The sequence below is a fragment of the Brucella daejeonensis genome, assembly GCF_014199265.1.
Classification (GTDB): Bacteria; Pseudomonadota; Alphaproteobacteria; order Rhizobiales; family Rhizobiaceae; genus Brucella; species Brucella daejeonensis.
Genome location: NZ_JACIJG010000002.1, coordinates 54,328 through 74,067 on the forward strand (window position 1 = coordinate 54,328; position 19,740 = coordinate 74,067).

The following is a 19,740-nucleotide window of genomic DNA, read 5'->3' on the forward strand; positions in this document are numbered from 1 at the left end:
ACGGCTTCGATTTAGTGATCGCGTCGGCGGTTTCAAGAACCTCTTATCGTTAAATTTCAGGACATCCCAATGAACAAAACAACGTTCTTCGCGTATGCGAGGCGCGCGCCTTTTGGCGGGCGATTATCCACCAAGCAGGTGGAAGGTACGGAAGCCATCTTGGCGGAAGCCAAGCGCCGCGGATTCCCCGACACATATACCGCCTACGTGCTCGCGACGGCATTCCACGAAACCGGCGGCAAGATGCAGCCGGTCGAGGAAAACCTGAATTACACCAGTGCAGCACGCATCAGACAGGTCTGGCCGTCGCGCTTTTCCACTGTGCAGAGCGCCCAGCCTTATGTGCGCAATCCGCAGGCCCTGGCAAACAAGGTCTATGGCGGGCGCATGGGCAATACCGGCGCCAACGACGGCTGGATATATCGTGGCCGCGCCTTGGCGCAGATCACCGGCAAAGACAACTATAAGAAGTACGGCCTTGGCGATAACCCCGACGCCGCGCTGGAGATGGCCACGGCTGTCCGCATCCTGTTCGACGGGATGATCAACGGCAAGTTCACTGGCAAGAGGCTGGCTGACTTTTTCGGCGGCGGCAAGGAAGACCCTTTAGGAGCCCGCGCTATCGTCAACGGCAGCGATAAGGCCAGCCTCATCGCCGGTTATTATCGCAACTTCCTCGACAGCCTCGTGGCAGCTCGCGAAAAGAAACCTGCCAAGGCGGAAGACGCCAAGCCTGACGACGTGCCGCTGCTACAGGATAAGACCGTCCAGACGATCGTTGCCGGCACGGGCGGCACGCTCGTCACTGGCCTTATCGGTGCGGTTTCCAACCCTTGGGCGTTCGCGACGGTCGCGCTTCTGCTGGTCGCAGCAGGCGCGGGCTTCTGGCTCTGGAAAAGTGGCAGGCTCGAACTGAAGAGGGTGGCGGCGTGAGCAAGATAACGGTGGTGATCGAATACGACACCGACGCTGCAGTCGCGCAGGTCCAGTACGGCGGCAAGACACAGGAATGGCGCGACGCCAAACTGACCTTTGCCCAAGGAATCACCGAGACACGAGATGGTTATCTGATCCGCCGCGAACGCGACGGCACTGTCTCTATGCTGCTGACGGGGATCACTACATGACCTGGCTCTTATCCCTGCGCTCCAAAATCACAGGCTGGGCCGTGGCTATCGCTGCGGCCCTTGCGATTCTGGCGGGTGCTTACCTTAAAGGCAGGGCTGACAACGCGACGAGCGCCACCGCCGACCGGCTGAAAGCCGCCAATAAAGCAAGGAAGATCGAAGATGAAACCAGCAAGCTTGGCGGCGGTGATGTTGACGCTGCTTTGTCTCGGTGGATGCGTGACAGCCGGTAGCTACTGCGACGTAGCCCGGCCTGTCCGCCCGAGCGTCGAGGACAGCCTGACCGACGGCACGAAGCGCCAGATCCTCGCGGAGAACACAAAACTGGAAAAGTTGTGCGGGGTGCGGCCATGAGGGCGCGAATGTGGCTGGCCTGCCTGTGGCTGGGCGTGGCAGCAAGGGGGATTATCGGATGACCGGCGCTGAAATCATGGCCGTTGTCGGCTTTATCGTGATGCTGATGGGCTTTCTGTTTGGGCTTTGGAAATACGTCGAAAGCCAGATCGCGAAAGCTGAGGCCCGCAATGCGACGAAAGCGGACGCTGCTATGGCGCTTGCCAGCCTGACGCGGCAGGAGCTTTCCGACTACAAGCTGCGGGCGGCTGAGACGTTCGCCACGAAGGCAGGCATGCAAGAACAGACGTCCCAGATCATGCGGGCCATCGAAAGTGTGGCGCACCGGATCGACGGGCTCACCGAGCGGATTGATAACATCATGGCGACGAGGACGACGCGCACAAGAATATAGGCGGCATTCGGGCCGCTCTTTTTATATCTCGATTAGTGCGCAGCAATGCGCTCTAATTCTAAACGCTTTTTACGAAGACGTGCAGTTTTCTTCTCACGGTCTGTTTGTTCGGCAGAAATAAGCTCACGCGAAATACGATCTGCGCGCTCCATCGGCGTCTCTTTTTTCTCTACGATATCACTAGCCATTCTTTAATAAACTCCACTGTTGTATTCTATATAGGAGTTTTCCGAGTAATTTCAATTTTTTGACTTTGTGACTTTCCCATTAACACCACGTTTATCGAGACATTCCATCCTTCCTCTTGCGCCGCTCACCACGGCCACCAAAACAAACACGAGGAGACTGTATGTCCCATGACAGACAGGGCGCGGGTGCGCGCCTTTCACACGAAGAACTCTTGCGCCGAGCGGAGGCTTACCGCGAGCACGGCACGCTGGTTAAGGCTGCGGCGGCGCTTGGCATAAAGAAGTCGGCATTTCACGACAGCATTAAGCGGGCGGCAGAGATTGGGATGTTGGGCACGAGCCCTGTTTTGCCGGGTTTTCGTATTGCCAAGGTTAGCAATACGCCGCACGGCGACTTCATCCAGCAGCGTCCCGACCTTGGCGATCAATTCAATGTTCCGGATGGGCATTCGGTCAAAGGTGTCTCCGCTCTTGTCGATGCTCAAGGCCGGCTTGTGCAGCAGTGGGTTAAAACCCGCGAGGAGCCGTCGGCGGTTGATATCGCCGAAACCCTCAAAGCCGCATTCGAAGGCTGGCAGCCAGTAGCAAAGCCGCAGCCCGCGCCGACCGTTGCAAATACTGACCTCCTGACTCTGACACCGTTAGCTGATTTGCATCTCGGCCTTTTCTCTTGGGGCAAAGAGACCGGCATCAACTGGGATCTTGAAATCGGCGAGAAGGTCATTGGTGACGCGATCGAGGATCTTGTAGCCAGAACGCCGCCGAGCGGCGAGGCCATCGTGCTTGGCGGAGGCGATCTGCTACACAGCGATAATAATGAGAACAAGACGGCCCGCTCTGGCAACGTTCTTCAGGTTGACGGACGCTATCAGAAAGTCCTCATGGCCGCGTGCCGTCTAATCGTGAAAGCGGTGGATGCCAACCTTCGCCGGCATTCGCGCGTTACTGTCCGCATCCTGCCCGGTAATCATGACGAGCACGCCTCTGTGGCCGTCGCATATTTCCTGCTGGCCTGGTATCGCAACGAACATCGCGTCACGGTCGATGTTGATCCTTCGCTGTTCTTCTGGTTCCGCTTCGGTGCCGTCCTTCTCGGTGCAACTCATGGCCATACGGTCAAGTTAAAGGACATGGCCAGCATTATGGCGCATCGTCGAGCCGAAGACTGGGGCGCGACAAAGCACCGATATATTCACGGCTTCCACATTCACCATTCGAGCAAGTTCGCCACGGAAGGAAACGGGGTGATTTCAGAATCGCACCAGACCCCGACGCCGCAAGATGCATGGCATTTCGGCTCTGGATTCCTATCGGGGCGCTCAATGCAGGCGATTTCATATCACAGACTGTTCGGCGAGATCAGCCGCGTCCGTGTCGCGATGATGGATGGCGCGCAGACGAAGTATCAGGCCGCGAATGATAACGTAGCAAGCGAGAGGAGGGTGGCTTAAGGCCACCTTTCATTCACCGAAACCACGATTTCAGATTCATGTCTGAACCATTGGACGCTGCATTTCAATGAGCCCCTAAGATGCAAATGGTGGTCGTAGCAGTGACAGATCCCGTCCATGGCCACCAAACTGGAAATAAAATCTCTTTCTGAATAATCAGATTCAGTCAAACCGCTATCCTCATAACCGTCGGGAACTATAGATGGGTTATCTGAGAAATAAATATCTTTGAAGCAAGGGCTACAATATTTTCGTATCATTGTGAGTTGTTTATCCTGAATAGTTTATTTTGAAACGTATATTACAACAGTTCTTCTGATTCGGCAAATACAACCACCGCGCCGCCCACCAGGCGGTGCTTTCACCAAAACACGAGGAGAGAAATATGGAGCTACACCAGCTTTACGACGTACATCAGCCGGGCGACGAATGGCAGGAAGAAGACCGCGCTGCGCGAGCGGCTGTTGAAGGATGGCAGGCGAGGGTAGGCGGAAAGGTTATAAGTGGTTCGCCAAAACCTTATAACGACAGCCGCGGGCCGCTCGTCATCATCGAAAGCCCTTACAGCGGCGACGTGGCGCGCAACAGCGAATACGCGCGAGCGTGCCTGCTGGACAGTTTGCGCCGGGGTGAAGCGCCGATTGCAAGCCACTTGCTGCATACGCAGGTGCTGGACGACTTGCGGCCTGATGAACGTGAACTCGGCATCGAGGCCGGCCTTGCATGGTATCGCGTGGCGGAGAAATGCGTGGTTTATGTTGATCTGGGGATGAGCCGGGGCATGGCCGAAGGGGTGGCGCGAGCGCGTAGCCATGGAGTGCAGGTCGAATATCGACGGCTAGCAGCATGGAGGGTAGCGGCGTGAGCGAGATTCCTGACGATGTTTTAAAAGCAGCTAAAGCTGCGGCATATGAGACGGAAAAAACAGGGGACGACGCAGCAGCAATCACCAGCCTCACAGGAGTTGACGTCATCGCCCGTGCCATCCTTGCCGAGCGTGATCGATGTGCCAATGTCGCCATTCAATATTTTCGAGGCGATGAATACAACAGCAATCAACAATCTGCCAGCGAAATGATCTATGCCGCCATCCTTTCAGGAGAAGCATCATGACCAACTTCCATGTGGGCCAGCAGGTCGTCTGCATCGATAGCGCTGTCGGTTTCGAACAGTTCATCGAGATTAAGGAAGGCGAAGTTTATGAAATCGCATGGATCGGTCCATTCGAGCATTACACGCAGGGCAGCTACATCGGCGTTCGCCTGAAGGGCGTCGATCGAGGCATCTGCCCACAGTTCGGATATGACAATCCGCCGTTCGCAGCACGTCGGTTTCGGCCGCTTGTTCTCGATAAGCTGTCTTCGCTACGTGGTCTGCTTGCGGGCGGGCCTGTGTCTGAGAAGTTCGAAGAGCCGAAGGGGGAGGTGAGGGAAGAGGTATGAGCGTTATTGATCCAAAGGGCAGATACATAGGCGCGCGCAATGTGCGCTTTACATCACCACCTCCGCATTCCATGCCAGACTGCACCAAACCCGGCGCTCCAATCTCATCCGACGGCGGCAGCACGAGCTATTACGAACTGCCCCAAGGGGCGACCGAACTGAACGACCTGATCGAGCATAAAGCCATGTCCTTCGCGCTCGGCAACATCTTCAAGGCTTGCTACAGGTTTGGGGAGAAGGACGCGGCCAGCCGGATGTATGATCTGAATAAGATCATCTATTTTGCGGAGAGACTAAAGAAAGTGGAGGAGAGGCGGGCAGCCTAAAAAAGAACCCCGCATCGCTGCGGGGAAGATTCACGACGCGCTTGATGGGGATTGGGTTTTCCTCGGTCGCGTCGGCGCTTTGCGTTTTGGTTTGGGCAGCAGTCCTTCCCGCTGAGCTCTCTTTTTTGCGTCTTTGCGAGCGCGACGGATTGCTTCGTCCTTTTCTCGGATGCGCTTTTCTGACTGCTTCTCGTAAGAGCGCCGTGCTTTCATTTCACGAAAGACACCTTCGCGTTGCAGCTTCTTTTTTAGTACACGGAGCGCCTGGTCAACATTGTTATCTCTTACGAGTACCTGCAATTTCTATCCTACTCTTTAGTGAATCGGTGTGATCGCGCTCCAATCGCGCAGATCTGAGCCGTGCGGTTTTTGCGTCTACTGCCGACCTTTCGTTCTCGAGAATAACTTTGGCCTTCTTGTCGGTAATCGCGCTTTTTGTTTCGATCCGCGTGAGAGGGTGCTTGAATAGCGTTTCTTTTGTTAGTTCACGCATATTGTACTGACCTTACAGTTATTGGTTTCGCATTTGGATCTGAAAATGGGGCCGAATAAAAAAGGTCGGGCAGCCCCGACCTTTCAATTGCCTCAACGAGCAGTGCCAGTACATCCGTGGTCAAAGACCGGAGACAATATTTCGAAACCCATCAAAGAGCCTGAAGGTTATCAGCAGCCTTCTTGCCTGAGCGCCGATCCGCTACTAGTTCGAAGCTCACTTTCTGTCCTTCGTTTAGTGAATGCAAACCTGCGCGCTCAACAGCCGAAACATGAACGAAAACATCTGGAGAGCCATCATCAGGCTGAATAAATCCAAAACCCTTTGTGCCGTTAAAGAATTTTACTGTTCCGTTGGTCATATTGAATATCCTTCAAATCGAACGGTTAAATAATAACGAAAATTAATTCGCTGCGAGTTTTACGATTTGAGAGAAAAAGACGGGCTTCTAATTTTAGCCACGTCATTCGATAACAAAGTCGATAGACATCATTTAGAGTTAATCGAAGATTTTTACAAGAGTATCACTCTCGTTTTATTAAAATTTGATGTTGCGAAATTAAAAAAGAACCCCGCAGCGAAAACCGCGCGGGGTATGCGCCTGCCGAAGCGAGCCACGCCGTTAACAGGCGCAGGCTCATTCATTATCGCACCACTATACGCTCCCACCCATCGTCTGTCGCTCCAAACGGTTTGCCTCCGTGCCTACGCATGAAAGCGCTCATGCACTTTTCAGTAGGAAAACTGAAAACGCAGAAACCAATTCCAGACTTGCGGGCCATACGGTGAGGCAATCTGGCGCCAAGACGATCAGCGTCGCGGTGGACCTCGCGACGGGCAAACTTCAAAGCATAAGCTTCGGGCAGGGCGACTTGATAGGACTGGTTCATCGAGCGATCTCCGGCTTCCACCCGCGCGTGTATCCATGGCTCATCGCCATGCGGGCGAGTTCGACCTCACGCATTAGAAATTCCCTATCCTTTAAAAGCGCCTCTATGGCTGCGTGCACATCTCCGCCGTGATAAGCGAGAACTTCCTCGATTTCGGTATCATAGCTTTGGACAAGAGCGTTCATAATTTTCTCCTGCTAAATCATATGTTCCTATTTTGTTCTCATTTTTGATTGCAGTCAAGGCGCTATAATGGCGTACATCAACGTGCAACAATTGGTGCCACTAACTGTGTAACAAACTGTGCTACATTTTCGGATCCGCAATGAAAATACTATAATAAAAACAATATCTAAGGAAACGGTTTTATACCAACCGACCGTACCATTAATTAGCCAGTCAGATAAGATATTGAGTTTACGGCGAGAAATAGCTTCTCGCCATAGCGCTATAGTCGTCTGCGGCTGAAGCCTTGCCGATCATGAGGGGAAACCGGGTGGCCGCACCGGGATGGAGCCAGATATTCCGATTGCGCAATGGATGGACGGTATCCCGCTCGGGATTTCCTTATCTTACCTGTGAACAAGCATAGTCGCCTTCACGGCCGCCGCCGCACGATTTTCAACGCCCAGTTTGATATATATCTGTTCAAGATGCTTGTTCACGGTTCTGGCGCTCAGGTTGAGAATAGTGCCGATATCCCGGTTGGTTTTTCCGCGCGCGATCCAAAGCAACACATCGCCCTCACGATTTGTCAGTCCGAAATGCAGGCGAAGCATGTTCTGTTCCTCACTCTGATCGGTTGCAGTCAGACGGAACAGAAATTCGTTTGCCCCGGTTGAGCCAAGATAGGTGAGTTGCAGCGAAATCTCCTCGGTTGCGGCAAGGGTTTCCGAGGGCGTGGCTGAATTCAGGTGCTCGCCACGCATCCGCAAGCGTTCAGCGCATTTTTCCTGCAACATCAACTGTCCCTTGCCGCTTTCGCCGACGCTATCCATCAGGCGCATCGCCTGGGGGGTAGACCAGAGAAGGGCGCCGTCCTGATCCACTGCAAACAGATGCCTGCCGCTTGCGTCAAGCGCGACGCGCGCACTTTGGACGGAGCGGGCGTTGGTCAGATGCACCTTTATACGGGCCCGCAGCTCATCGATATTGATGGGCTTGGTCAGATAGTCCACGCCGCCCGCTTCGAGCGCGTGAACGATGTGTTCGGTTTCCGTGAGGCCGGTCATGAAAACGATCGGCACCTGCGAGATGGCCGGATTTGCCTTGAGCTGGCGGCAGGTTTCGAAGCCGTCCATTCCGGGCATGATGGCATCCATCAGGATCATGTCGGGCGTGATGCGCTCGGCGATGCCGAGTGCGGCGCTGCCCGATGTGGCAATCAGCACGGAATAGCCCGCCCGTTCCAGTGCTTCAGTGAGAAAGCCGAGCGTCTGCGGGGAATCGTCGACGATAAGAACCGTGTCGCGGGGAAGAACGCTCATGGCTGACTGTCCATTCTCTGTTCCAGATCACGCAAGAACATATTGTAGCCCGACATATTGAAGGCACGAATATATTCGCGCGCATTTTCAACGAAAGGGATGAGGTTGTCATCCTGCGCAAGAAGGTTGAGCTTGGCCTCGATCCCGCGCACAAAGCCGATTTCGCCCAGGCGGATCAGGTCCTGTAAATCTGCTGTTCGGGGGCTGTCCATGATTGCCGGTCGCGGCGGTGCTTTGCCTTGCTCGCTTTCTTCGTAAATCCAGTTGAGATCCAGATGCACGGCAAGCTTGGCGTGAATCTGGCGGATGTCGAATGGTTTGGCCAGTGTGTCGTTATGCGCATTGTCCGGCAGGCTGTCGGGCCGGGTGCCGTCGCCAATATTGGCCGAAAGCATGATGATGGGAGCGGCCTCGCCTCTTTCACGCAGCCGTCCCACCAGTTCCCAGCCGTTCATTTGCGGCATTCGGATATCGATGAAATAGAGATCCGGGCGAATGCCTTCGATCAGGGTCAGACATTCCGGTCCGCTTTTGGCGGTCAGCACGATGAAATCGAGCGGCGACAGGATTTCGCGCATCAGCGCGCAATGATCGTCATTGTCGTCGACCACGATGAGAGTACGTCGCGGGCCGGTATAGTTCCGTATTTTTCGCGTTGGCGCGGCCAGATTGATGGGACGATCAATGGCGCCCAGCATCAGGCGAACCTGAAATGTCGAGCCTTTGCCATAGGTGCTGGTGACAGATAGCTCGCCACCGAGCGTGTTGGTCAGAAGCCTGGTGATCGTCAGGCCGAGACCGAGGCCCGGCAGATGACGGGTATGCTCGGCCTCGCCACGCTGGAAGGGTTCGAAGACGCGCTCGATATCTCCGTCCGCGATGCCGCGCCCCGTATCCACGATCTTGAAGGTGGCGACCTGATTGCGATAGCCGATCTCCAGGGCGACTTCCCCCTTCTCGGTGAATTTGATCGCATTGGTCAGCAGGTTGACCAGAATCTGGCGCAGACGCTTTTCGTCCGTGCGCACATATCGCGGCAGTGTTTCGGCCTTGCCGTAGCGGAACATGACGCCCTTGGCTTCCGCCTGCGGCTTCAGCATATCGATGATCTGGTCGAGAAAATCGTGCAGATTGATTTCGTTGGAATAGACCTGGAGATGGCCGGTTTCGATCTTGGAAATATCGAGAAGCCCGTCGATCAGTCCCGACAGATGATCGGCGCTGCGCCGGATCAGCTTGATCGAAGGCTGCCGGGCCGCCGGAATGGTGTCGTCGCGCTCCAATATCTGTGCGTAACCCAGAACCGCATTGAGCGGTGTCCGCAATTCGTGGCTGAGGCCGACGACATAGCGGCTCTTGGCGCGATTGGCGGCTTCGGCATTGTCCTTGGCCTGTTGCAGCGCCGCGTCGGTCTTCTTGTGCGCGGAGATTTCCTTCAACAGAAGGGTGGTCTGCCGTGAGGATTCCTCCTCGGCCACGATGCGGCTGTCATGTGCCAGCACATAGAACCAGCACACGATGACGGCGATCAGCGCCAGAACAAGGAACACGATCAGGATCGTGCGGTTGACAACTTGTGCTGTTTCCGGCGATGCCGCGCCAGCATGATAGGCCACCAGCGCGAGGATGGTGGCGAGAGATGCCACGGAAATCGCAACCGTCACGGCATAGCGCCCGAGACGCGTCGAAAGCTTTTCAATGACGGCGGCAGGCAGCGTCGCATGGGCTACTGCGGCACCCTGCGCCCGCAGATGCGCCTTCGGTTTGCAGAGGTCGTGACAGCGGCTGTCGAGCGAACAGCACAGTGAGCAGATCGGAGCGGCATAGGCCGGACACCAGGCCATGTCCTCCGGCTCGAAATCATGCTCGCAGACAGAACAAGCGATGGCGAGCTGGTTCTGCCAGGCTCGCCGCGGTTTGCGCGCAAGGTAATATTTGCCATCTGTCTTCCACGCGATCAGCGGCGAGACGACGAATGCCACCAAAAGCGCGATGAACGGTGCCAGCGCCTCGGCCATGGCGCCGAATGCACCGAAATGAGCGGCCAGCGCTGCCATGGAAGCTATGGCCATCGTGCCGGTGCCGACCGGGTTGATGTCGTAGAGATGGGCGCGCTTGAATTCGATGCCGGGTGGCGAGAGACCGAGGCGCTTATTGACAAAAAGATCGACGGAAATCGTGCAGAGCCAGGCCATGGCAATGATGGAGAAGACACCAAGTGTTTGTTCCAGCACCTTGTAAATGCCGAGTTGCATCAAAAGCAGGCCAATGCTGACATTGAAGATCAGCCAGACCACGCGACCGGGATGGCTGTGGGTCAGGCGGGAAAAGAAGTTCGACCAGGCCAGCGAACCGGCATAGGCATTCATGACATTGATCTTCAGTTGCGAGACCACGACGAAAGCGACGGTCAACAGCAAAGCTGCCGTATGAGACGGGAGCATGTAGCCGAAAGCAGTCAGATACATATGCGCCGGATCGGCGGCGACGTCGGCGGGGATACCGGCGCTGAGCGTCAGCACCACCAGAAACGATCCGGCCAGCAATTTAGGTACGCCTAACACGACCCAGCCTGGACCGGCGAGAAAAACCGCGATCTTGTGCCGCCATTTGCGCTGGCCTTCCGGTGGAAGAAAGCGCAGGAAATCGACCTGTTCGCCGATCTGCGCCATCAGCGCCAGAATGACCGCCGAGGCGGCACCGAACTGCGCCAGAACGAAGGGCGCGCTGTCGCCACCGGTAAAGCCTGCCCGGATGCCGGAAAAGGTGAGCCAGAGGTCGAACTTTCCCCAATCGACCGATGCGATGAAAAGAAAGGGAAGAACGTTGAGCGCGATCCAGAAGGGCTGGGTGACGATCTGAAAGCGGCTGATCATGCGCACGCCATAGGTGACGAGCGGTATGACCACGACGGCGCTGATGACATAGCCGATCCACATCGGGATGCCGAAGACCAGTTCCAGGGCGCCCGACATGATCGAGGCTTCGATGGCGAAAAGCAGAAAAGTGAAGGTCGCGTAGATGAGCGAGGTGACGGTCGATCCGATATAGCCGAAGCTCGCGCCGCGCGTCAGAAGGTCGATGTCAACGCCGTGGCGTATGGCGTAGCGGCTGATCGGCAGGCCGACCGCCAGCATGACGAGGCTTGCGACAATGATGGCGGCTATGGCGTTGCTGGTGCCGTAGGACAGCGTGATCGCCCCGCCGATAGCTTCGAGCGCGAGAAAGGAGATCGCGCCGATGGCGGTGTGGGCGATGCGATTGGATGAGAAGCGGCGCGCGCTTTTGGCGGTGAAGCGCAGCGCGTAGTCTTCCAGCGTTTCATCCGCGACCCAGCGGTTATATTCCCGTCTGACCGGGATGATGCGTTGCCGCGCTGCCATGCTGCTCCATTTCCCCTCCGGCTCCTTGTTGTGCCGTTTCAAAGAGAGATAGCAGGTAATTTTATGAATGCATATTTCACCCCGGTAACTACGTCATTTAACGTATAAGGAAACGGCGGCCTCTCCCCAATAGTTGGCGATAACCCGGAGAACCGGGAAGACCAACAGAGAGGGACATGCAATGACATTCCGGTCGCAAATGCTTGCCGCACTTTTTGCAAGCGCGCTTACCATCCCAAGCCTTTCCGCTGCGCTGGCTGAAGAAGACACGATCAAGGTCGGTATTCTCCATTCGCTGTCGGGCACGATGGCGATCTCGGAAACGACGCTCAAGGACGCCATGCTGATGCTCATCGATGAGCAGAACAAGAAGGGCGGCCTTCTGGGCAAGAAGCTTGAGGCTGTCGTTGTCGATCCGGCTTCGGATTGGCCGCTTTTCGCGGAAAAGGCCCGCCAGCTCATTTCGCAGGACAAGGTTGCGGCCGTGTTCGGCTGCTGGACCTCGGTGTCGCGCAAATCGGTCCTGCCGGTCTTCAAGGAGCTGAACAATATCCTGTTCTATCCGGTGCAGTATGAAGGTGAGGAATCCGAGCGCAACGTGTTCTATACCGGCGCCGCGCCGAACCAGCAGGCCATTCCCGCCGTCGATTACCTGATGGAGAACGAAGGTGTCGAACGCTGGGTTCTGGAAGGCACTGACTATGTCTATCCGCGCACGACCAACAAGATTCTTGAAGCCTATCTCGTCTCCAAGGGTGTGAAGCCGGAAGATATCCGTGTCAACTACACGCCGTTCGGCTTCTCCGACTGGCAGACGGAAGTGGCGGCGATCAAGGGTTTTGGTGCGGCGGGCAAGAAGACCGCCGTGGTTTCGACCGTCAATGGCGATGCCAATGTCCCGTTCTATAAGGAACTCGCCAATCAGGGCGTGAAGGCGGAAGATATTCCGGTTGTGGCCTTCTCGGTCGGTGAGGAAGAACTGGCCGGTATCGACACTGCGCCGCTGGTCGGCCATCTCGCGGCCTGGAATTATTTTGAATCCGTCGATAATCCGACGAACGCCAGGTTCATCGAAACCTGGCACGCCTTCACCAAGGACGACAAGCGTGTCACCAACGATCCGATGGAAGCGTCGTTCATCGGTTTCAATATGTGGCTGAAGGCTGTCGAAAAGGCTGGCACCACCGATCAGGATGCCGTGATCGACGCTCTGGTCGGCGTTTCCGTACCGAACCTTTCGGGCGGCTATTCGACCATGATGCCGAACCATCACATCACCAAGCCGGTGCTCATCGGTGAAATCCAGTCGGACGGCCAGTTTGAGATCGTCAGCCAGACGCCGGGACTGATCGTCGGCGACGAATGGTCCGATTATCTGCCGGATTCCAAAAACCTGATCTCCGATTGGCGCAAGCCGATGTCCTGCGGCAATTTCAACGTCGAAACCGGCAAGTGCGGCGGTCAGGGCGGATCCTGATAGCAGGGGATGCAGAGGGCGGGAAACGGACCACTAGCGGTTCCGAGATCATAGAGAATGCGGTTACAGTTAGGGAAGTGAGCCATGGAGCGTTGGATGCGGGCCGTCTTGCTCGTCCTGTCCATCCTGTCGGTCGCGATAGCGACGACAGCCAGAGCGGATGAATTTCAGGGGCTTGTGGATGCTTTGGGCAAGGCGAATTTTGCCCAGATGCAAAAACGGATTTCCGCTCTCGCAGGCACGGGTGACGCGCGCGCCGTGCCTGTGCTGAACGCGCTTGGCGATGGCGATCTTTACAAACGCAAGTCGGACGGTCGTGTATTCATCACAAAGGCATCCAGCACGAATTTCCTACTTACAGACCCTGTCAGCAGTGAAGCGGCGGGAGAAGCGCCCAAAGCCGCGATGGAAAAGGTCAAGGTCAACAATTCCGTCCGTCGCGCGGTTCGCACGGCCCTGGGCGGGCTGACGCTGATGAGCCCGAACCGGGCCGAACGGTTGAAGGCCGCGGAGATCGTAGCCGCAAGTCCCGATGCGGATGCGCTCGAACCGATAGAAACAGCACTGGGCAAGGAACAGGATAGCGCGATCCGCGCCCTTCTGGAAAAGGCTCAGGCTGCGGCGCTGCTGGCGTCGGACCGGCCGCTTGCAGACAAGCTCAACGCGACGCAGTTTCTTCAGGACAATGGCAATCGTTCCACCCTGGCGGTTTTGAATGCCGCACGCGCCCATGCACAGCCTGAGCTTGCGCAGGCTCTCGACACGGCCATCGGCCATATCGAGCAAAGGCAGGCGTTCTGGGATGCCGGGCAGAATGTCTGGTACGGGCTGTCGCTCGGTTCCGTCCTGCTGCTCGCGGCCATAGGCCTTGCCATCACGTTTGGCGTCATGGGCATTATCAACATGGCGCATGGCGAAATGGTCATGCTGGGCGCCTATGTCACCTTCGTGGTGCAGGATGTTATCCGTACCGGCTATCCCGGCTTGTTCGACTGGTCGCTGGTCATTGCCTTGCCATTGGCGTTCCTCTTTACCGCTCTGGTCGGTCTGGTGATCGAACGCGGCGTCATCCGGTTTCTCTATGGGCGTCCGCTGGAAACATTGCTGGCGACCTGGGGCATTTCGCTGATCCTGCAACAGGCTGTGCGCACGGTGTTCGGCCCGACCAATCGCGAGGTCGGCAATCCATCGTGGATGTCGGGCGCTTTCGAACTCGGCGGCATGACCATTACCTGGAACCGCCTGTGGATCATCCTGTTTTCGCTGGCTGTGTTCCTCACGCTGCTCGCGGTATTGAAGCGGTCGAATTTCGGTCTGCAAATGCGCGCCGTCACGCAAAACCGGCGCATGGCGTCATCGATGGGCATTCGCACGCCCTATGTCGATGCGTTTACCTTCGCGCTGGGGTCCGGCATTGCCGGCATGGCGGGCGTGGCCCTGTCGCAGATCGATAATGTGTCGCCCAATCTCGGACAGGGCTACATCATCGACAGCTTCATGGTGGTGGTGTTCGGCGGTGTCGGCAATTTGTGGGGCACGCTGGTCGGCGCCTTCTCGCTCGGCATCCTGAACAAGTTCCTCGAACCCTATGCCGGTGCGGTGCTCGGCAAGATCCTGGTGCTTGTGCTCATCATCCTCTTTATCCAGAAACGTCCGCGCGGTTTGTTCGCTCTCAAGGGCAGGGCGGTGGAAGCATGATTACGGCATTCCTGTTCCGAAAACTCGACCGCGGTGTCTTTATTGCCGCTGCCATCCTGATTGCCGCCGCATTGGCCGTTCCGACGCTCAATCTGCTGACTGCGCCGGATCATTCGCTGCATGTGCCGACCTATATGGTGTCGCTGCTCGGCAAATATCTGACCTATGCCATGCTGGCGCTGTCGCTCGATCTTGTCTGGGGCTTCTGCGGTATTCTCTCGCTCGGCCATGCCGCGTTCTTTGCGCTCGGCGGCTATGCCATGGGCATGTATCTGGTGCGCCAGATCGGCGCGCGCGGCGTCTATGGCAATCCCGACCTGCCGGATTTCACGGTGTTTCTCAACTGGAAGGAATTGCCGTGGTATTGGTTCGGCTTCGACCATTTCTGGTTCGCTTTCCTGATGGTGCTCCTGGTTCCGGGCCTGCTGGCTTTCGTCTTCGGCTGGTTCGCCTTCCGCTCCCGCGTGACCGGCGTTTATCTCTCGATCATCACCCAGGCGATGACCTATGCCTTGATGCTGGCATTTTTCCGCAACGAGATGGGGTTTGGCGGCAATAACGGTCTGACCGATTTCAAGGATATTCTGGGCTTCAACATTCAGGCGGACGGTACGCGCGCCGCGCTCTTCGCGGCTTCCGCAATCGTGCTGGCCGTCGCACTGATATTCAGTTCGGCTGTCGTCAAGTCGAAATTCGGCAAGGTCCTCATCAGTGTGCGCGATGCGGAAAGCCGCACGCGCTTTCTGGGATATCGTCCTGAAAACTACAAGCTCTTCATCTTCACGGTTTCGGCGATGATGGCGGCGGTGGCGGGCGCGCTCTATGTGCCGCAGGTCGGCATCATCAATCCGGGTGAATTCACACCGGCGAACTCCATCGAGGTCGTCATCTGGACTGCCGTGGGCGGTCGGGCCACTCTGGTGGGGCCGGTGATCGGGGCCGTGCTGGTCAATTTCGGCAAGAGCGTCTTCACGACCGCTTTCCCGGAAATGTGGCTGTTCGTGCTGGGCGCGCCGTTCGTGGCCGTTACCCTGTTCCTGCCGAAAGGGATTGTCGGCACGTTCCGCGCCTTCATGGCTTCGCGCAAACCGACAACAACCCCATCCGTTGATGAGGCCAAACTGCAAGCAACGGCTGCGGAGTGAGATGGATCATGACCGAAAGCACCAATAGCCTGCTCTATCTCAACGGTGTGTCCGTCTCCTTCGATGGGTTCAAGGCACTGAATTCGCTGTCCTTCGTCATCGAGCCCGGCGAGCTGCGCGCCATTATCGGCCCGAACGGCGCGGGCAAGACAACCATGATGGATATCATTACCGGCAAGACGAAGCCGGATGAGGGCGAGGTCTTCTTCGAGGGAGATATCGATCTGACCAGGAAGGACGAGGCCGACATCGCCCGGATCGGCATCGGCCGCAAATTCCAGAAGCCGACCGTGTTCGAGAGCCACAGTATCTGGGACAATATCGAGCTTGCGCTCGACCGCAGGCGGGGAGTGTGGGCGACATTGTTCTACCGGCAGGACAAGGCCGATCGTGAACGCATAGAAGAGATATTGAAGACGGTGCGATTGTGGACGCGGCGCGATGAACTTGCCGCCAATCTTTCGCATGGGCAGAAGCAATGGCTCGAAATCGGCATGTTGCTGGCGCAGGAACCCAGGCTCCTGCTGGTTGACGAGCCTGTGGCGGGCATGACGGATGCCGAAACGGCCGAGACGGCTATTCTCCTGAAGGAAATCGCCAGGACGCGTTCGGTTGTGGTGGTGGAGCACGATATGGGTTTTATCCGCGAACTGGGCGTCAAGGTGACCTGTCTCGCCGAAGGCAGCGTCCTTGCCGAAGGATCGATCGATTTCGTCAGCTCGGATCCGAAGGTGATCGAGAATTACCTTGGGCGTTAGAGCATTACCAGCAAAAGCGCGAAATGGTTTTGCACAGGATAATGCGTAAAATGAAAAAATAGAGAGGCTTACGAATGTTGAGCGTTGAAAATGTGAGCCTGCATTACGGGGCAGCTCAGGCCTTGCGCGGGGTATCGTTGACGGCGGAGGCAGGACGCATCACCTGTGTCCTGGGCCGCAACGGCGTCGGCAAGACCAGCCTGCTGCGCGCCATTACCGGTCAGCAGGCGCTGAGCGGCGGGCATGTCGTGTTCGGCAATGAAGACTTGAAGGGCCTGCCGCCCTATGCGCGCGCCAGCCGCGGCATGGGCTATGTTCCGCAGGGACGCGAGATTTTTCCGCTTTTGACGGTGAAGGAAAATCTCGAGACCGGCTATGCTTTGCTGAAGCGCTCGGAGCGCTCTATTCCCGACGAGATATTCAATCTTTTTCCGGTGCTGAAGGATATGCTGCCACGTCGCGGCGGCGATCTGTCCGGCGGCCAGCAGCAGCAACTGGCAATCGGTCGGGCCATGGTGCTGAAACCGCGTATCCTGGTGCTCGACGAGCCGACGGAAGGCATCCAGCCTTCCATTATCAAGGATATCGGTCGTGCCATCCGTTATTTACGCGATACCACCGGCATGGCCATTTTGCTTGTCGAGCAATATCTGGACTTCTGCCGCGAACTGGCAGACCATGTTTACATCATGGATCGCGGCGAGATCGTTCTGGACGGCCCTGCCGAAGTGCTTGATACACCAAAGGCAAGAAGTCATCTGACGGTGTAGCATAACCACAATCAACCGCGCCGATCATGGAACTGCCATCTCCGAAAATTCGGCGGTGCATCTGCCTGGGCGACGGTGGCTCGGTCTCGCATGTGCCGAGGATCGCCAGCTCACATCACGAGCAGGCGCAGGCCTGCCGCCAGCAAGCCGATCCCCGCCACCCGCGAGAGCAGGCGTCCCGTCGGCATGAGCTTTTCCGCGAGGGCGAAGATGGCGAGCGCAGCGATCCAGAGAACATTCATCACGCCGCCGACGAAGAGGAGGGCCATCAGCGCCCAGCAGCAGCCGAGGCAGTAGACCCCGTGCATGGCTCCCATCTTGCAGGCTCCGGTCGCGTCGCGGCGAAAGCCGCCGAAACGTTGAATGAACAGGAGCGGCGACTGGCATTGCGACAGGCAGGCGTGCTTCAGCGGCAGCCACTGATAAAGCCCGGCTGCGATCAGTATCGCGCCTCCCAGAACGTTGTTCGTGCTCGCCATGTCCGGGTTGAGCAGAGCCAGCCTTTCAAGCGCCCATTGGGCCGTCGTTGCCGCGAGAGCAAACCCGCTCCAACCCCCCAGATATCCGGTCACGAACCAACCTGTTGCGGCAAATGGCCTGGCAGACGCGGCGGCCATTCTGCCCGTTCGTGCGTAGATGAGGATCATCGGCGCCGCCGACGGCGTCATCATGCCGATCATCATCACCGTCCACATGACGAACATCAAAACGAAATCGCCGACCGTCCACGCCTGCTGCGCTGGCGCCATCGCCATCTCGAAGCCGTTCGAGATCATGCGATAGCCCATCATGTCCATCCCGCCCATGTTCATGCCGGCGGCAAGCCGCAGGACATAGGCCCATGCAAGCATGGTAAGGGCGGCGATGGACGTTGCGACGATCAGTCCATCGCGCCGCAGCACGGCCTCAAGCGGTGTATCCGTCGTCCTGTTCAATGGACGACGCCGCTTTCGGTCATGTTCAGCCGGGAGAAGTGCGCGTGCGAGTCATTCAGCGAAAGCGCTATGGCTCCCTGTGTCTCGCCCCAGCCTCGCCCAACCTCGCAAACATCGTACTCGAAGCCCTGCGGCAGGTTGATCCGCGCACGATGCGCGTCACCGGTGATAGGGTTGCGGATCGGTTCTCCGCGCGCCTCGACCCAACCCGGAACGGCCACTCTCGCGCTGCGACCGTCGACATCGATCTGGAAATCGATCTTCGCGAAAACCGGTTCGTGCACCTTGTCGAAGGTTGCCGAAAAGACCTGGAAAAAGGTGGCGCCGGGCTCGGTGTCCAGACCGCTCATGATGCGCAACAACGATTCACGCTGTTCGGGCGTTGCACGCTCGTCGACGATTGGCACCACCTGCCCTCCGCCCTCGTGAATAGCGCCTGGCCAGGAGGCGATGATGCCGATCGTCAGCCCATCGAGCTTCGTATCTCCGTGATATCCCTCTTCGATATCGACAAAGCCGACGGCGTCGCAGCCGCCTTTGGTGGGACGGGCATTGAACTGGCACGGACACCCGTAGGCACAGTTGCAGTGGATGAATTCGCGACCTTTGATGGCCCATTTTGTCTCGGTCATTGTCTCCTCCCATTTTTCGATTTACATGCCCTGGTGAACCGCGCCCCTCTCGGTATGGTGTATGGCGTTGAACTGGCCATATGTGTCGTTGAGATCCAGCAGGATCGGATCGGACGCCGTCGTCGATGCGCTGGCGATTTCCGCAACGGCGAACTCTATCCCTGACGGAAGATCGATGCGTATGCGATGCGGCTCTCCCGTCGCGGGACTGATAATCGGCCGCGCGACGGACCTCAGCACCTCGGGGATCGCTACCCGCGCGGTTCTGGCATCGAGATCGGCCTCGAATTCGATCGGTCGGAAAATCGGTTCGTGGATCGTGTTCGACATTGCATGAAAGACCCACCAGTGGGTCATGGCTTCATGGGTCTCTCCGCCATGAAGCACCGTCACCAGCGCCCGGCGCTGCCGCTCGTCGGCGCGCTCCTCGATGATGACTTGCATCGTTCCGTTCCCCTCGAAGATGGCTCCCGGCCATTCGTAGAGGAGCCCCCAATGAAGCCCGTCGAGATTGATGTCACCGAAGTGCCCGCGCTTGATCCGGCCCACCTCGAAACCGCGGCAGTCGCCGTGGGTGGGGCGCAGTTCGAACTGGCAGGGGCAGTTATACGCGCAATTGCAACTGCTGAACGCCAGAGCGTCAATTCGCCACTCGATCATGGTGCCCTCTCAAACCGGTATTAGCGGTTATTGGCCCCCCCATGCTGCTTGGCCGTGGTCTGCCTCAAAGGAGAAATATACACCGTTTGGCGTGTTCGCAGAAGAGTTGTGTTGCAAAATTTGTCTAGGA

The 19,740-nt window shown here is 57.2% G+C and carries 21 protein-coding genes and 3 pseudogenes; 14 read left to right on the forward strand and 10 right to left on the reverse strand.

What is annotated here, in order from left to right:
* Positions 1-69 precede the first annotated feature (69 nt).
* From FHS76_RS02585 to FHS76_RS02600, 4 genes are all read left to right on the forward strand, one after another.
* A complete protein-coding gene (locus FHS76_RS02585) occupies positions 70-933 on the forward strand; it encodes a chitinase (RefSeq protein ID WP_183647670.1) in 864 nt (287 codons plus the stop codon).
* The gene (locus tag FHS76_RS02590) at positions 930-1,127 is read left to right on the forward strand and encodes a hypothetical protein (RefSeq protein WP_025089954.1); all 198 of its coding nucleotides are present in this window, start codon (positions 930-932) and stop codon (positions 1,125-1,127) included. Before FHS76_RS02585 ends, FHS76_RS02590 begins: the two co-directional genes overlap by 4 nt.
* Positions 1,124-1,360: a hypothetical protein gene (locus tag FHS76_RS02595; RefSeq protein WP_183647674.1), complete on the forward strand. Its 237-nt coding sequence runs from the start codon at positions 1,124-1,126 to the stop codon at positions 1,358-1,360. The genes FHS76_RS02590 and FHS76_RS02595 overlap by 4 nt, the downstream gene beginning before the upstream one ends.
* Positions 1,361-1,539: 179 nt before the next feature.
* Positions 1,540-1,875, forward strand: coding sequence for a hypothetical protein (locus FHS76_RS02600; protein WP_183647677.1), 336 nt, complete (start codon positions 1,540-1,542; stop codon positions 1,873-1,875).
* A gap of 32 nt (positions 1,876-1,907) precedes the next feature.
* Here FHS76_RS02600 and FHS76_RS02605 read toward each other — a convergent pair whose 3' ends face one another.
* Positions 1,908-2,063, reverse strand: coding sequence for a hypothetical protein (locus FHS76_RS02605; RefSeq protein ID WP_183647679.1), 156 nt, complete (start codon positions 2,061-2,063; stop codon positions 1,908-1,910).
* A 161-nt stretch (positions 2,064-2,224) separates the two neighbouring features.
* On the opposite strand from FHS76_RS02605, the gene FHS76_RS02610 reads away from it, so the two are divergent.
* The 5 genes from FHS76_RS02610 to FHS76_RS02630 all read left to right on the forward strand — a co-directional run bounded on the left by FHS76_RS02610 (position 2,225) and on the right by FHS76_RS02630 (position 5,282).
* Complete coding sequence (locus tag FHS76_RS02610) at positions 2,225-3,514, forward strand: hypothetical protein (RefSeq protein WP_183647681.1); 1,290 nt, start codon at positions 2,225-2,227, stop codon at positions 3,512-3,514.
* Positions 3,515-3,899: 385 nt separating this feature from the next.
* Positions 3,900-4,379 carry a DUF7768 domain-containing protein gene (locus FHS76_RS02615; RefSeq protein WP_183647683.1) on the forward strand — a complete coding sequence of 160 codons (480 nt, stop codon included), beginning with the start codon at positions 3,900-3,902 and terminating at the stop codon, positions 4,377-4,379.
* On the forward strand, positions 4,376-4,627 hold the full coding sequence (locus tag FHS76_RS02620) for a hypothetical protein (RefSeq protein WP_183647685.1): 252 nt from the start codon (positions 4,376-4,378) through the stop codon (positions 4,625-4,627). The genes FHS76_RS02615 and FHS76_RS02620 overlap by 4 nt, the downstream gene beginning before the upstream one ends.
* Positions 4,624-4,956, forward strand: coding sequence for a hypothetical protein (locus FHS76_RS02625; protein WP_183647687.1), 333 nt, complete (start codon positions 4,624-4,626; stop codon positions 4,954-4,956). Before FHS76_RS02620 ends, FHS76_RS02625 begins: the two co-directional genes overlap by 4 nt.
* On the forward strand, positions 4,953-5,282 hold the full coding sequence (locus FHS76_RS02630; protein WP_235992543.1) for a hypothetical protein: 330 nt from the start codon (positions 4,953-4,955) through the stop codon (positions 5,280-5,282). Before FHS76_RS02625 ends, FHS76_RS02630 begins: the two co-directional genes overlap by 4 nt.
* A gap of 30 nt (positions 5,283-5,312) precedes the next feature.
* Here the strand turns inward: FHS76_RS02630 and rpsU are convergent, their stop codons facing one another.
* The 6 genes and pseudogenes from rpsU to FHS76_RS02660 all read right to left on the reverse strand — a co-directional run bounded on the left by rpsU (position 5,313) and on the right by FHS76_RS02660 (position 11,535).
* On the reverse strand, positions 5,313-5,582 hold the full coding sequence (gene rpsU / locus FHS76_RS02635; RefSeq protein WP_183647690.1) for a 30S ribosomal protein S21: 270 nt from the start codon (positions 5,580-5,582) through the stop codon (positions 5,313-5,315).
* 344 nt (positions 5,583-5,926) lie between these two features.
* The gene (locus FHS76_RS02645) at positions 5,927-6,136 is read right to left on the reverse strand and encodes a cold-shock protein (protein WP_166942095.1); all 210 of its coding nucleotides are present in this window, start codon (positions 6,134-6,136) and stop codon (positions 5,927-5,929) included.
* Between the two features lie 525 nt (positions 6,137-6,661).
* Positions 6,662-6,850: a CUE domain-containing protein gene (locus FHS76_RS02650; RefSeq protein ID WP_183647696.1), complete on the reverse strand. Its 189-nt coding sequence runs from the start codon at positions 6,848-6,850 to the stop codon at positions 6,662-6,664.
* A gap of 387 nt (positions 6,851-7,237) precedes the next feature.
* Positions 7,238-7,528: pseudogene (locus FHS76_RS22845) on the reverse strand (response regulator transcription factor); the annotation flags it as partial.
* Positions 7,529-7,662: 134 nt separating this feature from the next.
* Positions 7,663-8,152, reverse strand: a pseudogene (locus tag FHS76_RS22850) (response regulator); the annotation flags it as partial.
* Complete coding sequence (locus tag FHS76_RS02660; protein ID WP_183647702.1) at positions 8,149-11,535, reverse strand: hybrid sensor histidine kinase/response regulator; 3,387 nt, start codon at positions 11,533-11,535, stop codon at positions 8,149-8,151. The pseudogene FHS76_RS22850 and the gene FHS76_RS02660, both read right to left, overlap by 4 nt.
* A gap of 199 nt (positions 11,536-11,734) precedes the next feature.
* Here FHS76_RS02660 and urtA point away from each other — a divergent pair, with 199 nt between their 5' ends.
* The 5 genes and pseudogenes from urtA to urtE all read left to right on the forward strand — a co-directional run bounded on the left by urtA (position 11,735) and on the right by urtE (position 17,383).
* Positions 11,735-13,012 carry an urea ABC transporter substrate-binding protein gene (urtA, locus tag FHS76_RS02665; RefSeq protein ID WP_374828565.1) on the forward strand — a complete coding sequence of 426 codons (1,278 nt, stop codon included), beginning with the start codon at positions 11,735-11,737 and terminating at the stop codon, positions 13,010-13,012.
* Between the two features lie 84 nt (positions 13,013-13,096).
* Positions 13,097-14,710, forward strand: a complete 1,614-nt coding sequence (gene urtB, locus FHS76_RS02670) for an urea ABC transporter permease subunit UrtB (protein ID WP_183647708.1) — start codon at positions 13,097-13,099, stop codon at positions 14,708-14,710.
* Positions 14,707-15,798: pseudogene (gene urtC / locus FHS76_RS02675) on the forward strand (urea ABC transporter permease subunit UrtC); the annotation flags it as partial. The gene urtB and the pseudogene urtC, both read left to right, overlap by 4 nt.
* Before the next feature lie 65 nt (positions 15,799-15,863).
* Positions 15,864-16,613, forward strand: coding sequence for an urea ABC transporter ATP-binding protein UrtD (gene urtD / locus FHS76_RS02680; RefSeq protein ID WP_183647714.1), 750 nt, complete (start codon positions 15,864-15,866; stop codon positions 16,611-16,613).
* A 74-nt stretch (positions 16,614-16,687) separates the two neighbouring features.
* Positions 16,688-17,383 carry an urea ABC transporter ATP-binding subunit UrtE gene (gene urtE / locus FHS76_RS02685; protein ID WP_183647717.1) on the forward strand — a complete coding sequence of 232 codons (696 nt, stop codon included), beginning with the start codon at positions 16,688-16,690 and terminating at the stop codon, positions 17,381-17,383.
* Between the two features lie 110 nt (positions 17,384-17,493).
* Here the strand turns inward: urtE and FHS76_RS02690 are convergent, their stop codons facing one another.
* The 3 genes from FHS76_RS02690 to FHS76_RS02700 are packed head-to-tail and all read right to left on the reverse strand — an operon-like array spanning position 17,494 to position 19,610.
* Complete coding sequence (locus tag FHS76_RS02690; protein WP_235992544.1) at positions 17,494-18,318, reverse strand: DUF2182 domain-containing protein; 825 nt, start codon at positions 18,316-18,318, stop codon at positions 17,494-17,496.
* Positions 18,315-18,950 carry a DUF1326 domain-containing protein gene (locus tag FHS76_RS02695; RefSeq protein ID WP_183647720.1) on the reverse strand — a complete coding sequence of 212 codons (636 nt, stop codon included), beginning with the start codon at positions 18,948-18,950 and terminating at the stop codon, positions 18,315-18,317. Before FHS76_RS02695 ends, FHS76_RS02690 begins: the two co-directional genes overlap by 4 nt.
* A 21-nt stretch (positions 18,951-18,971) precedes the next feature.
* Entirely contained in the window at positions 18,972-19,610 is a 639-nt protein-coding gene (locus FHS76_RS02700; RefSeq protein ID WP_183647723.1) for a DUF1326 domain-containing protein, read from the reverse strand.
* Positions 19,611-19,740 lie beyond the last annotated feature (130 nt).

What these genes read in the sequence shown, in the direction of transcription:
- FHS76_RS02585 (WP_183647670.1), top strand. Translation starts at nt 70, where the DNA reads ATGAACAAAACAACGTTCTTCGCGTATGCGAGGCGCGCGCCTTTTGGC.
- FHS76_RS02595 (WP_183647674.1), top strand. Translation starts at nt 1,124, where the DNA reads ATGACCTGGCTCTTATCCCTGCGCTCCAAAATCACAGGCTGGGCCGTG.
- FHS76_RS02600 (WP_183647677.1), top strand. Translation starts at nt 1,540, where the DNA reads ATGACCGGCGCTGAAATCATGGCCGTTGTCGGCTTTATCGTGATGCTG.
- FHS76_RS02605 (WP_183647679.1), bottom strand. Translation starts at nt 2,063, where the DNA reads ATGGCTAGTGATATCGTAGAGAAAAAAGAGACGCCGATGGAGCGCGCA.
- FHS76_RS02610 (WP_183647681.1), top strand. Translation starts at nt 2,225, where the DNA reads ATGTCCCATGACAGACAGGGCGCGGGTGCGCGCCTTTCACACGAAGAA.
- FHS76_RS02615 (WP_183647683.1), top strand. Translation starts at nt 3,900, where the DNA reads ATGGAGCTACACCAGCTTTACGACGTACATCAGCCGGGCGACGAATGG.
- FHS76_RS02625 (WP_183647687.1), top strand. Translation starts at nt 4,624, where the DNA reads ATGACCAACTTCCATGTGGGCCAGCAGGTCGTCTGCATCGATAGCGCT.
- FHS76_RS02630 (WP_235992543.1), top strand. Translation starts at nt 4,953, where the DNA reads ATGAGCGTTATTGATCCAAAGGGCAGATACATAGGCGCGCGCAATGTG.
- FHS76_RS02645 (WP_166942095.1), bottom strand. Translation starts at nt 6,136, where the DNA reads ATGACCAACGGAACAGTAAAATTCTTTAACGGCACAAAGGGTTTTGGA.
- FHS76_RS02650 (WP_183647696.1), bottom strand. Translation starts at nt 6,850, where the DNA reads ATGAACGCTCTTGTCCAAAGCTATGATACCGAAATCGAGGAAGTTCTC.
- FHS76_RS02660 (WP_183647702.1), bottom strand. Translation starts at nt 11,535, where the DNA reads ATGGCAGCGCGGCAACGCATCATCCCGGTCAGACGGGAATATAACCGC.
- urtA (WP_374828565.1), top strand. Translation starts at nt 11,735, where the DNA reads ATGCTTGCCGCACTTTTTGCAAGCGCGCTTACCATCCCAAGCCTTTCC.
- urtB (WP_183647708.1), top strand. Translation starts at nt 13,097, where the DNA reads ATGGAGCGTTGGATGCGGGCCGTCTTGCTCGTCCTGTCCATCCTGTCG.
- urtD (WP_183647714.1), top strand. Translation starts at nt 15,864, where the DNA reads ATGACCGAAAGCACCAATAGCCTGCTCTATCTCAACGGTGTGTCCGTC.
- urtE (WP_183647717.1), top strand. Translation starts at nt 16,688, where the DNA reads ATGTTGAGCGTTGAAAATGTGAGCCTGCATTACGGGGCAGCTCAGGCC.
- FHS76_RS02695 (WP_183647720.1), bottom strand. Translation starts at nt 18,950, where the DNA reads ATGACCGAGACAAAATGGGCCATCAAAGGTCGCGAATTCATCCACTGC.
- FHS76_RS02700 (WP_183647723.1), bottom strand. Translation starts at nt 19,610, where the DNA reads ATGATCGAGTGGCGAATTGACGCTCTGGCGTTCAGCAGTTGCAATTGC.